This is a genomic window from Leifsonia sp. Y878 (assembly GCF_057669685.1).
Genome location: NZ_JBYHFS010000004.1, coordinates 165,072 through 178,012, shown reverse-complemented (window position 1 = coordinate 178,012; position 12,941 = coordinate 165,072). Strand labels below are relative to the sequence as shown.

At 64.7% G+C, this 12,941-nt stretch carries 10 protein-coding genes; 2 read left to right on the top strand and 8 right to left on the bottom strand.

Translation table 11 applies throughout. The features are described from left to right. Position 1: 1 nt before the first annotated feature. Complete coding sequence (locus AC25Y4_RS14130; protein WP_488121055.1) at positions 2-529, bottom strand: DUF2127 domain-containing protein; 528 nt, start codon at positions 527-529, stop codon at positions 2-4. A gap of 205 nt (positions 530-734) precedes the next feature. Here AC25Y4_RS14130 and AC25Y4_RS14125 point away from each other — a divergent pair, with 205 nt between their 5' ends. After that, positions 735-1,670: an aggregation-promoting factor C-terminal-like domain-containing protein gene (locus AC25Y4_RS14125; RefSeq protein WP_488121054.1), complete on the top strand. Its 936-nt coding sequence runs from the start codon at positions 735-737 to the stop codon at positions 1,668-1,670. Between the two features lie 96 nt (positions 1,671-1,766). Here the strand turns inward: AC25Y4_RS14125 and cls are convergent, their stop codons facing one another. Then, positions 1,767-3,239, bottom strand: a complete 1,473-nt coding sequence (gene cls, locus AC25Y4_RS14120) for a cardiolipin synthase (protein ID WP_488121053.1) — start codon at positions 3,237-3,239, stop codon at positions 1,767-1,769. Positions 3,240-3,307: 68 nt separating this feature from the next. Here cls and AC25Y4_RS14115 point away from each other — a divergent pair, with 68 nt between their 5' ends. Beyond that, positions 3,308-3,952, top strand: a complete 645-nt coding sequence (locus AC25Y4_RS14115) for a dienelactone hydrolase family protein (RefSeq protein WP_488121052.1) — start codon at positions 3,308-3,310, stop codon at positions 3,950-3,952. Positions 3,953-4,046: 94 nt separating this feature from the next. Here AC25Y4_RS14115 and AC25Y4_RS14110 read toward each other — a convergent pair whose 3' ends face one another. The 6 genes from AC25Y4_RS14110 to AC25Y4_RS14085 form a co-directional block, all read right to left on the bottom strand. Further along, entirely contained in the window at positions 4,047-4,712 is a 666-nt protein-coding gene (locus AC25Y4_RS14110; RefSeq protein ID WP_488121051.1) for a response regulator, read from the bottom strand. Further along, the gene (locus AC25Y4_RS14105; protein ID WP_488121050.1) at positions 4,712-5,962 is read right to left on the bottom strand and encodes a sensor histidine kinase; all 1,251 of its coding nucleotides are present in this window, start codon (positions 5,960-5,962) and stop codon (positions 4,712-4,714) included. The genes AC25Y4_RS14110 and AC25Y4_RS14105 overlap by 1 nt, the downstream gene beginning before the upstream one ends. A 17-nt stretch (positions 5,963-5,979) precedes the next feature. Continuing rightward, positions 5,980-6,825: an ABC transporter permease gene (locus tag AC25Y4_RS14100; protein ID WP_488121049.1), complete on the bottom strand. Its 846-nt coding sequence runs from the start codon at positions 6,823-6,825 to the stop codon at positions 5,980-5,982. After that, positions 6,822-7,751 carry an ABC transporter ATP-binding protein gene (locus tag AC25Y4_RS14095; protein WP_488121048.1) on the bottom strand — a complete coding sequence of 310 codons (930 nt, stop codon included), beginning with the start codon at positions 7,749-7,751 and terminating at the stop codon, positions 6,822-6,824. The genes AC25Y4_RS14100 and AC25Y4_RS14095 overlap by 4 nt, the downstream gene beginning before the upstream one ends. A gap of 125 nt (positions 7,752-7,876) precedes the next feature. Continuing rightward, complete coding sequence (locus AC25Y4_RS14090; RefSeq protein ID WP_488121047.1) at positions 7,877-9,871, bottom strand: hypothetical protein; 1,995 nt, start codon at positions 9,869-9,871, stop codon at positions 7,877-7,879. Further along, entirely contained in the window at positions 9,868-12,759 is a 2,892-nt protein-coding gene (locus AC25Y4_RS14085; RefSeq protein ID WP_488121046.1) for an MMPL family transporter, read from the bottom strand. Before AC25Y4_RS14085 ends, AC25Y4_RS14090 begins: the two co-directional genes overlap by 4 nt. Positions 12,760-12,941 lie beyond the last annotated feature (182 nt).

The following is a 12,941-nucleotide window of genomic DNA, read 5'->3' as shown; positions in this document are numbered from 1 at the left end:
GTCACTGCGACACTGCAGCGGAACCCTTCTCGGCTGTCAGCTCGCGGTACTCCTTGTAGACAAGGTAGATGATCGCCGCATCGAGCACGGTGAAGACGATCATCCACACTGTCGGGTTGGTGACCAGCGCGTAGAGCTGGTAGACGAGGAAAAGACCCAGAAGAGCAAGCGCATACGGGTAGGCCCAGTAGAGCTTCTTGAGCAGGCAAAACACCAGGCCGAGTTTCACGATGCCGTGCAGCACGAGGAAAAAAATCACGAACGTGAGCGGGCCGTGCACGAGCGCGTCGTCAAGTCGCCCGAGATAGTGCGCGGCGAAATGCCCGGCCTCCGAATGACCTGATGCCGCGTCATCCGCTGCCCGGCCGATGAGCGCCGCAAGTGTGCCGGGTGCCAGCCACAACAGCAGTCCGACCAGCAGCTCAAGGGCACCGTCGATGCCCTTGATGACCACTCCTACGGCATAGACCCTGTCAAGCGTCGTCGGCTGCTTTCCACCCTGCTCAGGTGTTTCTTCGGCCGCATTCATGAGGCAATTCTCCCCCCTTAAACCCGCGAAAACACAGGCCTGTGAGCCCGCTATGCATCTTTTGCACAGGTGAAAGTGAGGGATCGTCCAGAATAATCTTGCAGTATTGCAACTTCACCTTTTGGCGAAATACGTCGGAATAAGAACCGAGAGCGACCAGGATGACGCGCGAAGCGCGCTGCCGGCTGCTCACAAATTGGAAGTTATGCACATCGACCCAATTGAAACATCCGCAACGCCCGTAGCAACTCGCACCACCCGCAACTCTCGCAACACCCAGGATCGCTCCAAGCGCCGCATCACCGTGGCCGCAGCATCCGTTCTTTCGCTCGGCCTGCTGGCCGGCTCAGTCTTCTTGCAGGATGCCGCAACGCCCGTCGCCAGTGAGAGCACCGCAGCGGCCTCAGTTTCCGATATTGCCGGAACCGCCGACGAGCACCTGCAGCTCACCTCATTCCTCACGCCGAACCGTGAGCGCACGCACCAGTACGCCGAGGCCACCATTGCCTCAGCCAACGAGGTGATCGCCGGTGTACAGGACAAGGTTGACGCCACACCGCTCGCCTCATCCGTAGCATCGCTCGGCAACTACCGTTCGCTCGATTCGGTCACAATCGCCACCCTGGCCAAGGCAACCCAGACGGAAACGCAGAAGGTCCAGGCCGCAGCGGCAGAAGTCGACCGCGTTGCCGCTGAAGCCGCAGCCGCTGCAGCAGCCCAGGCCGCCGCAGAGCAGACAGCGCAGCAGGCCGCCCAGGCCGCAGCAGAGCAGGCCGCCGCAGCCGCCGCCCAGGCTGCAGCCAACGCCGCTGCCGCTGCCTCCGCCGCCAAGACGCCAGCCGGCGCGCGTGCCATTGCGCGCGACATGGCCGCGTCGAGCTATGGCTGGGGTGAATCGCAGTTCAGCTGCCTCTCGCAGCTCTGGGAGCGCGAGTCCGGCTGGTCGTACACCGCGTACAACGCCAGCGGCGGTGCCACCGGCATCCCGCAGGCCCTGCCAGGCAGCAAGATGGCCTCGGCCGGCAGCGACTGGGCAACCAACCCAGCCACCCAGATCACCTGGGGCCTCCAGTACATCAAGAGCTCGTACGGCACCCCGTGCGCAGCCTGGGCCCACTCTGAAGCGGTCAACTGGTACTAAACACCACGCAACACCACACAGCGCGGCCCCTGGATCACTCTCCAGGGGCCGCGCTGTTGTGCGTGCCGTGAACAGCCGCCTCGGCGAGCGGGGGCGCTACTGCAGCCCCGACGTCAGACGGGCGAGATTGTCGAGAACTGTCGAGCGGAATGGCCGCTGCATCCACTCGTCGAGTGTGAGTTCACGGCTGGCCGCCCGGTAGCCGTCCTCAATCTTGCGCATCTCCGCCACAAAGCTCCGCCCGCGCACCATGAGCGACACCTCCATGTTCAAGCTGAATGAGCGGATGTCCATATTGCTCGACCCGATCACGGCCACATCGTCATCGATGGTGAAGTGCTTGGCGTGCAGGATGTACGGCGCGCGGTACATCCAGATTTGCACGCCAGCCCGAAGCAGCGCCTCATAGTACGACCGCTGGGCATGGAACACCAGCGCCTGGTCGCCGATCTCCGACACGAACAGCTGCACGTCGATGCCGCGCTGGGTCGCTGTGGTGATGGCATAGAGCATCGACTCATCTGGCACGAAGTACGGGCTCGTGATGATGATCCGCTCTTCGGCGTTGTAGAGCAGTGCGAGGAAAAGCCGGAGGTTGTTCTCCCCTTCGAACCCAGGGCCACTCGGCACGACCTGGCAGTCGAGCCGCGCGCTCGGCCCTGTGACGACATCCGCTCTGATCGGCTCTGTCTCCCTGGCGAGCAGCTCGTCTGTCTCGCTGAACCAGTCGGTGATGAAGATGGCATTCACCCCGGCGACGATCGGGCCGTGCAGCCGGGTCATCAGGTCTTGCCATTGCAGGCCGCGCCTGATGTTCTTCTTGATGTTGTAGCTGCGGTCGATCATGTTCTGCGACCCCATGTACGCCACGTGGCCGTCAACAACCAGCACCTTACGGTGATTGCGCAGGTCTGGCCGCTGGTACTTGCCCTTCAACGGCTGCACGGGGAGCATGAAACGCCACTGCGCGCCGATGCGATTGAGTGTGGCCACCGTCTCCTTGTGGCGGGGAGACCGCATGGATGCCACGTGGTCGAGCAGCACGCGCACCGTCACCCCGCGCGCGACGGCATCGCCCAGCGCCTTGAAGAAGTCGGCGGTCACCGTGTCGTACGACAGGATGTAGAACTCGCAGTGCACGAAGCGTTCAGCACGGTTGACGTCGGCTGTCATCGCCGCAATCGATTCGTTGTAGTCGCCGATCAGGGAGGCAGAGTTCGCTCCGACCAGCGGCATGGCGCCGAGGGTGCGATTGAGCCGCACCACCGACTCCAGCCAGGCCGGCCATGAGGGCTCCCGCACCACCAGGTCCATGCCCGCCGTGCTTTCAAGAATGAACGCGTTGATTTGCGACTGCTTCAGTCGCCGCTTCTTCGGCAGCTTGGAGCTGCCGATCACGAGGAAGAAAAACAGGCCGACATACGGGATGAAGAAGACGGCCAGCAGCCAGGCCATCGCCGCCGTGGGCTTCCGATTGCGCGGGATGACGATTATCGCGATGATTCGGATGATGAAATCGATGGTCAGGAGCGCGGGACTCACGAACACTGACAGGTCAATATCTTGCATTTAGCCTCCCCGAAGCGCATCCCTTTTGCCCTCACCGTACTGTGTATCCACGGGTTAGGGTGGGCACCATGGCACTCGTCCAGATCCCGTTCCCCGGGCTGCCCCTCGAGTACGGCAGAACCAGTCAACCCGTGGTCGTGGTCGTGCATGACTGGTATGGGCGCCTCCCGTGGTTAGAAGAGTACGGGCGTGCCATCGCCCAGCAGGGCTTTCACGTACTCATCCCCGACCTGTACAACGGATGGGCGACGACCGACGAACGCGCAGCCGAAGACCTGCTCGACGGCCTCGATCTGGTGGAGGCGCTCGACTATATCGGCGACCTCGCCCGCACGGAGCGCGCCGCCGGCGCCCCGCACGTTGGGCTGATCGGGTTTTCAATGGGTGGCTGGCTCGCGCTCACCCTCGCCAAGTCGGGCGAGATCGACGCTGCGATCTCCTACTACGCCACGCTCGACGACGATGAGCACCGGGTGCTGCCGTGTCCGGTGCAACTGCATTTCGCCGAGGTCGACGACTGGGCCCCATCTGGCGACCCCGACTCGTTTGTTGCACGCCTGCGGGAAGACGGCACCACTGTCGAGCGACACGACTACTTCGGCACAGAGCACTCGTTTGCAAATGCGACGGTGCCCGACCTGCTTGACAAAAACGCGGCGGCCCTGGCATTTGCCAGAACCGCCGCGTTTCTTCAACGTCAACTCGTCGACTGAACGACGCCTCTCTGACAGGAGCCGTGCGAGGTCCAGTCGCTCGGCGCCGCAACCGGAGTCGGCGCATCGGTGGCTGTGCTGCTCGTCGCTCCCGTCACTGACCAACGATTCCGAGTTCATAGGCCCGGATCACCGCTTCGACGCGATTGCGCAGACCGAGCTTGAAGAGAACCCGGCCGACGTGCGCCTTGACAGTCGACTCACTCACGAAGAGGGCCGCAGCGATCTCCCTGTTCGTCTCGCCGCGCCCGATGAGGACGAAAGTTTCGCGTTCGCGCTCGGTCAACTCTGACAACTCGCCGGCGTCAACAGTCCGCCGCACACCGAGGTGCGGGGCTGCGACCTCGATGAGTTTCGCAGTGATGCGGGGCGAGACGACCGCGTCACCCGAGTTGACCGCGCGAATCGCCGCAACGAGCTCATCTGGGCGAGTGTCCTTGAGCAGGAATCCGGCAGCACCGGCACCGAGCGCACCGAACGCGTAGTGATCGAGATCATAGGTAGTGAGCACCAGAACGCGCGTTTCGGGGCGGAGTCCTGTGATGCGTTTCGTGGCTTCGATTCCATCGACGCCTGGCATGCGGATATCCATCAGGACCACGTCAGGACGAAGCCGTTGGGCGGCTCCGATTGCCTGCGCGCCATCAGCCGCTTCGCCGACCACGGTCATCCCTGGTGTGGACTCGAGCATCAGCCGGAAGCCGAAGCGAACGAGTTCCTGGTCGTCGACGAGGAGTATTCGAATTGCGTCTCCCGCCACTACCGCTCTTCCCCTCGCAGTCGCGCGAATACGCGCCACCCACCATCTTCGTGAGGCTCTGATTCGACGATGCCGTCGTAGAGCGCTGCTCGCTCGCGCATCCCTAGAATGCCACGCCCGGCCCTGGCGGGCATCGCTACCGCGGCCGCCGCATCTCTGACGAGGATCGTCACGTCATCGGGCATCCACGTCACCTCGACCGTTGCTGAGCTCACCCTTCTAGCATGGCGCAGAACGTTGGTGAGTGATTCCTGGATGATCCGATAGACGGTAAGGCCGAGTGCCGGGTCAGCCGACGGAGCCCCCGTCATGACCAAGCGCACCGGCAGACCTGCTGCCACGAACTCTGCCACGAGCGAGGCCAACTGTGAGGCGTCGGGCTGCGGCGAATGCTCCGCAGTGGAGTTTCCCTGCTCACCGCGCACCGTCCCGAGTAGTCGACGCACTTCGCCGAGTGTTCTGCGGCCTGTCTCTGCAACGCGCGCGATCGCTTCTTTCGCTACGTCGGGTCGTTCTGCCGCAGCAGCGTGAGCACCGTCAGACATCGCGATCATGACGGAGAGGCTGTGCGCGATCACGTCGTGCATTTCTCGTGCAATGCGTTCACGCTCAAGGGCTTTCGCGATCTCGGCTTGTTGATCGCGCTCGTGCGCCAGCCGCTTCGCATGATCCATCAGCCCTTCGATGTAACGCCGCCGGTGCCCCGCATTCGTGCCCAGCAAGGTCGCGATCAGGAGAATGACCGTGATCATCACAGAGACGTTGGCCCAATCCAGGAACATGTCTCTGGGGTGATTCGACTGCTCGAGTCCCAACAGGGGAGGCCCGACGCTCATCCGAAGGGCGATGCCCCAGGCGCCGAGTGCCCCGCATGCCAGCGCACCAACAAAACTGAGCCAGGCGACAAGCGCACTCCGACGAACGCCAACGGCATACATCGCACTCACGGCAAGCACGGTCTCTGCCCCCGACCCTCCGGCCAACGACAGCACAGCGAGAACCATCGCGCACACGAACGCCGGCGATGGATATCGACGTCGTACCGCCACAACCGCGACGCCGCACAGGCCGAGAACGACGAGAGACCACAGCGGTGTCACGTACGGCGGTTCAGTTGAAAGAATTCCCGTTGCCACGGCGACCATCACGTACGCCGTCATGACCAGAGCATCCGTGATCCAGAGGCGGCGTCGTCGAGGGAGGTCGTAGAGCGCGCGATTGCGCGGCGCCTCGGTCGAGGCGCCGCGCAATCTATCGTGGGACAGGATCAGGCGTCCCTTCGTCGTAGCTGGATGCCGCCCATCACGATGAAGACAGCCGCCCAGACAGCCGCGACCATCCATCCGGCAGCCGGGCTGACAAACCCGGCAGCGAGATCGAGGAACCCCTCCGCGGCATTCCCAGGGTTGGACATGGCGTCACCGGCCTTCGACATGGAGAGGAGGTGAAGATTTCTGACCAGCGATGACGCGGGGAGAACGGACAGCACGATCGGCAGCAGGAGGATCACTGAGGTGACGGTTGCAATGCCGGCAGCGACAGAGCGCAGCATGGTTCCGATACCGAGCCCAAGGACACCCGAGAGGCCAACGTACACAGATCCGCCGATGAGGGCGAAGCTCACTCCAGGGGCAGCCAATCCGACCTCGATCCCGTTGGCGGCGAACATCGGGTACGTTACAGCCCACGAACCGAACGACGCGACGAAGGCCGCCACCGTCACAGCGAGGAACAGCACGACCGCCTTGGCGGCGAGCACCCTCAGCCGGGATGGAACAGCGATGAGTGTCGACTGAATCGTTCCGCTTGAGTACTCGCCGCTGATCACAAGCACTCCGAGAATCCCTGCGATGAGCTGCCCAAACAGGACAGTTCCGATCGTCACCTGGTCGAGCATGAACCCCGCCGACGCGGTGTCGGGCAATCCGGCATCCTGCATGGTCAAACCCAACGCCACACTCACGCCGAGCCCGAACACGACGATCGCGAGCAAGAGACCGATGGTCGAGCGAAGACTTGTGAGTTTGATGAACTCCGAACGCAAGACGCGGGCGAAGGTCAGGTGGTCGTGACCTTCGATGAAGGTCGCACGCTGCTTTTCCATTGTCCTCATTGGTGTGCTCCTATTTCCGCTGTATTCGACGAGCGGTATTCGACTTCTCCGGCGGTGAGTGCGAGATACGCGTCTTCGAGCGAACCCGACACCGAAGCGATCTCATGGAGCACGACGCCGGCTGAAGACGCTGCGACAGCGACCTGCTCAGCGGTCAGCCCCGAGATCTCGAGTGCGCCGTCTGCCAGGATCGAAACGACGACACCGGGTCCGGCGATCATCGTGATCAAGCGTTCTGCGTCTCGGGTGCGCACGCGCGTCACCGAACGGGTGGCACCAGAGATGATGTCGGCGATGGGGCCGTCCGCCAGGATCCTGCCACGTCCGATCACGATGAGCCGGTCGGCGGTCTGAGCCATCTCGCTCATGAGGTGCGATGACAGCAGCACGGTGCGACCCTCGGCAGCCAGGCTGCGCATGAGTGTCCTGACCCATCGCACGCCCTCAGGGTCCAGACCGTTTACCGGTTCGTCGAGAATGATCGTCGCCGGATCACCAAGCAGGGCGGTGGCAATTCCCAGCCGCTGGCCCATCCCTAAGGAGAATCCGCCCACGCGCTTACCAGCGACGGAGTCGAGTCCAGCCAGACCGATGACTTCCCGCACGCGGGAAGCACCGATACCGTGCGTAGCAGCAATCGAGAGCAGGTGCTTGTAGGCCGAGCGGCCGCTATGGGCGGCCTTCGCATCGAGCAGCACGCCAACCTCTCGGAGCGGAGCGCGATGCTCCTGGTATCGGTGCCCGTTCACTTCGACCCTGCCGGCGGTCGGCCGGTCCAGGCCGACGATCATCCGCATAGTCGTGGACTTCCCCGCCCCATTCGGCCCGAGAAAACCCGTGACCTGGCCGGGCCTCACCGTGAAGTCAATTGCGTCGACGGCGGTCTTATTTCCGTAGCGCTTCGTGAGCGCCTCTGCTGTGATCATGTTGTTTCCCTATGCATACTGCCGAGCGTACGTAGCCTTTCCATCGGCCACATTGGACGACGGTCTCGCATGTGCTCGATCAGTAGTACCTGGGTACTAGACAGGCGTCCTGCTCCGACGTTCCGCTAGGCGATGGCGGGAACCAACTGCCTCGTCGTCACCGTGCGCTTCCTGGCGATGGCCAGGGTGGTCACGGCCAGCGAGCCGAGCGTCCAGACGATGAGTCCGACGACGGCGCCGCCGCCTGATCCGCCCGCGATCACGGCGTGGAACGCGTCAAGGGCTGGTTGCACCGGCATGACGCTCAGGGCGCCGTCCAGGACGGCAGGGGCCGTCGCAATGATGCTCGTGCCGATCAAGACCAGGGCGATGATCATGGCGATGAAGCGACCAGCACCACCGAACAAGGCATTCAGGGCCTGGTTGGTGGCGGCGAATGCCACACCGACCAGTACGGCGATTCCGGCGAAGCCGAACCATCCGGCCAGGTCAAGGTCGACGACGCTCGAGAGGATGCCGGTGACGAACAGTCCCTGCAACGCGCCGACAACCGCAGCCGGCACCCACGCCTTCACGGCGAGGACGAGCGACGACCTGGTCGACCCGAAGGCACCGGTCGGTACCGCGCGCAACACGATGAGGCTCGCCAGCCCGCCCAGCCAGAGCGCGAGGACCGCGTAGAACGGAACACCGTTCGTGCCGAAGCCGAGTCCGCCCGAGTTGTTCGTGACGACCGGCTCTGCGACCACGGTCGCAAGTTGGGTGCGCTCGTCGTCTGAGTACGTCGGGATCTGGTCGACCGCCGTGCCGAGACCGGAGGCGAGCGAGACGGCGCCGTCGTTGACGCCGGACACGCCGTCGGCCAGCCCGGTCACACCGGTGGCCAGGGTGCCCGCACCGGTGGCGAGTTCAGCGGTGCCAGAGCTCACCGCGGAGCTGGCGTCGGCCAGCGCGCTGGCTCCGGATGCCGACTGGCCGATGCCGGCCGTCAGTGCCGGCATGCCGGCTGCGAACTGGGAGAGGCCGCTCGCGACCTGGTTGGCGCCGCTGACCAGGTCTGGCGACGAGGAGACGGCGGACAGTGTTCCGGCCGCAGTGCCAACGGCCGTCGCAACGGCGGTGACCTGCTCCTGCACTGAGGCGCACACGGCAGGGTCGGTGGTGGGCGACGAGCAGACATCGGTGGCGATGCCTGTCAGCGTGGCGAGCTGCTGCTGAAGGGCGGCAGCCTGTCCGGCCATCACCCCGTTCACCTGGTCGATGCCGCCAGCGATGCCCTGCGCGCCGCTGGCCAGCTGGTTCGTCTGGTCTGGCAGCGCTGCCGTCTGCTGCTGCAATGTGGTGAGACCGCCGGCGAGCTGGCTGACGCCGTCTGACAGCTGGGCCACGCCGTCTGACAGGCTTGATGCGCCGCTCGCGAGCTCTGTGGTGCCGTTCGCCAGGGCCGCGGCGCCGTCGGAGAGCTGCGTCGTGCCGGAGGCCAGCGAGCCGGCTCCGGTCGAGGCCTCCCCGAGCTGCTCGCCGAGCGTGTTGAAGCCGAGGTAGATGTTCTCGAGGTACGTCGTCGTGAGCTGGTTGCCGACGATGCCAGCTGCGGTGGTCGTGATGACCTGGCTGATGGCGTCATCCACGAGGCGGCTCTTGTCACTTGTCGTGACGTTGATGGTCGCCTGCTCTGCGTCGGCGGCGTCCCCGGAGAACGAAGTGGCCGCGGCGGAGAAGTTCTCCGGAATGGTCACGACGGCCGCGAACCGGCCGCTGGCCAGTCCGTCTGCCGCGTCGCTGTCGTCGGTGATCACCCAGTTGTAGTTGAGCGCGGCATCCGTTGAATCGGCCGACGAATCTGAGCTGTCGGTACCTGTCGATGCCGCATCCGCCCCGCCAACGAGCCCGGCGGAGAGCTGGCGCCCGAGCGGGACCGTCTGGCCGTTGAGGGTGACCGGCTCGTCGTTGTTGACGATGGCCGCGTTCACGGTGTCGAGGCGCTCCTGCGGGCTCCACAGCGACCAGATCAGGATGCCGGCGACCACGAGCGGCACCAGGATGATGCCAACGATGGAGAGCCAGGTCACCCTGCCGTTGGAGCGGGCAAACCCAAGTCGTGCGAGCGGCGAGCTCATGCGGTTACCTCTTTGGTACGAGTCAAGTCAAACAGGGGAATGTCAACGGTTTCTGCCGTGTCAGCGCCGGGAATCGCGTCGGCGACCAGGTCGGGATGCGTCGTGCCGGCCACGATGGCCAGCGTGCGATCCTCGCGGCTGGCCTTCACGCCCGCCGACACCAGCAGGTCGTAGATGTTGCGGCGCACGACGGCGTCGGTCACGTGGTCGAGCCCGTCGATGACTATGACCTTCGGCTTCTCGCGCAGGGCACCAGAGACAGCGCGCACCGGGTCTGCCGCCTCGCTGAGCGAGACGAACGCGACGCGTGAGCGAACGGATGCCGCCCGCACCGGCAACACGAAACCTGCCACCTTGAGGCGTCCGGAGTCGGCTTCCATGCGACCGGACATGGTGAGCAGCAGCGACGTCACGGCCACCTCCCGCTCACCGCTGACGACGAGCGTGCCGTTCTCAGGCAGGGCGAACGCAATGTTGCTGAACAGCGGGGTACCGCCGGCCGACAGCCTCAGGTCTTCGGCATTCGCGACATCGTGTGTACCCGCTGCCGGCCAGTTGCGCAGCGCGAGTTCCTTGTGCAGGCCGTCGCCCTCAACGTCGAACGACGGGAGCACGCGGTCGAGCCACTTCGGCATGTACCAGGCCTTGTCGCCGAGGAGGGCGAGCACGGCGGGCACCAGCGTCATCCGCACGATGAACGCGTCGACGAACACGCCAACGGCGAGGCCGAGCGCGATGGGCTTCATGTTCACGTCACCCTCAGGCACGAACGCCGCGAAGACGGCGAACATGATGATCGCGGCGGCCGTGACGACCTTGGCGGAGCCGACGAAGCCGGTTTCGATCGACTGCCTGGCCTTGCCGGAGTGCACGTAGTCTTCGCGCATGCGGGCAACGAGGAAGACCTCGTAGTCCATGGCCAGCCCGAACAGCACGCCCATCAGGATGATCGGCATGAAGCTGATCACCGGGCCTTCCTTGGGCACATTCAGTGCGTCGGCGAACCAGCCATATTCGAACACCAGGGCGACGACACCGAACGAGGCAGCAACGCTGAGCAGGTAGCCGAGCGTTGCCTTGATCGGCACGGCGATGGAGCGGAACACCATGGTGAGCAGGATCAGCGAGAGGCCGACGACGATCAGGCCGAAGGGAAGCAGCGCCCCGCCGAGCTTGTCTGAGACGTCGATGCCCACCGCGGTGAATCCGGTGACAGACAGGTCGACGCCGTATGTGTCAAGGAAGTGCTGGTGCAGCGAGCGCAGCTCTGTCACCAGGGCCTTGGTCTCTTCAGAGTCAGGGCTGCCGGTGGGGATCACCTGGACGATGCCGGTGTCTGCCGTGGCGTTCGGCGTGGAGAGCGGCACCGCTGCGACACCGTCGAGAGCGGCGATCTCGTCGCCCAGGTCGTTCATCAGGCCAAGAGGGTCTGTGCTCGACACGATGCTGCCCGTCACGATCAGCGGGCCGTTGAAGCCGGGGCCGAAGTGCTCTGAGACCAGGTCGTAGGTCACCCTGGCCGAGCTCTCCTCCGACAACCCGCCGGCATCCGGCAGCGCGAGGCGCAGCCCGAGGGCGGGGGCAGCGATGATGCCGAGTCCGGCGACGACGGCGATGACCGTCACGATCGGGAAACGGGTGACGATGCGCACCCACCCGACGTAGAACCGGTTCTTGCCCGCGTGCAGCTCAGCGGGCGCCACACTGGCGGATGCCGGGTGGCCGGCGTACCCGGCTGCGGCATCCGTTTCTGTGGCGGAGTTGGAACTGGAGTCGGAGTCAGAGGACGTCGCGCCTGATGCCGACGTGGCCGCGTCGCGCGCAGTGGCGCGGGCAGCTGCACGGGCGAGCGAGCGCCTGGACTGCTTGGGACGCAGGCGGTCACCGGCGAAGCCGAGGAACGCTGGAATCAGCGTGAGGGACACCAGCACCGCGACGGCGACGCCGACGGCAGCTGCGACGCCCATCGTGGTGAGGAATGGAATGCCGGCGACGCTCAAGCCAACAAGCGCGATCATGACGGTGAGTCCGGCGAAGATCACGGCGGATCCGGCCGTTGCCGTGGCGCGGGCAGCGGACTCCTCTGGATCGAGGCCGTCCTTCAGCTGTTCCTGATGCCGCGAAATGATGAACAGGGCATAGTCGATGCCCACTGCGAGGCCCAGCATGAGCGCAAGCATGGGGGTCGTCGACGTGATGGGGCTGGCGATGGTTGCGAGGAAGATCAACGCGATGGAGATGCCGACGCCGAGGAAGGCGGTCGCGAGCGGCATGCCCGCGGCCAGGAATGAGCCGAACGTGAGGATGAGCACCAGCAGTGCGACGCCGACGCCGATCAGCTCGATGAGGCTGAGGGTCGGCATGTTCTGGCTGAAGAGCTGGCCACCCAGCGACGCGACCGCCCCCTCTGGGAGAGCAGCCTGTATGGCATCCGTCTCGTCTTCGAGGGCCAGTTTGGTGTCGGCGGTGATGTCGGCGACCGCACCGTCCAGCTGAACGCTGATCAGGGCTGCGGTGGAGTCGTCGCTCACGGCGCCGGTCAGGTTCTCATCGAATGGCGAGATCGCCTGCGCGACCTGGTCGAGGCTGTCGAGGGAGGCGACGGCATCCGTGATGGCGGTCTTCACCGCGTCGTCGGTGACCGTGCTGCCGTCGGGCGCGACGACAATGATCTGCGCGGAGGCGCCACTCACCTGCGGGAACGTGGTTGCCAGCGAGTCGAGCGCCTGCTGCGACTCGGTGCCGGGGATGGAGATGGAGTTGTCCATGCCCTGGTTGAAGACCAATGCGCCGCCACCGAGAAGGGCGAGAATCAGAATCCACGCCGCGAGTACCCGCCGTCTGGCCCTGAATGCCCAGCGGCCGAGTGAATACAGCAGTGAGGACACGCGGTCTCCTTATGAAGAGTGAAGCGAGGGGGACGCGCATCAGGCAGCGCGCATGCCAAATACGGCGCCGTATTCAATACGCAAATGTATCCGATACATTTGTGTATCTCAATTTCTCCCAGCATTGTTTCAGCCTGCCAACGGATGCCGGGAGCTGCCCCGTCCCGTTGGCCGAGGAGCGA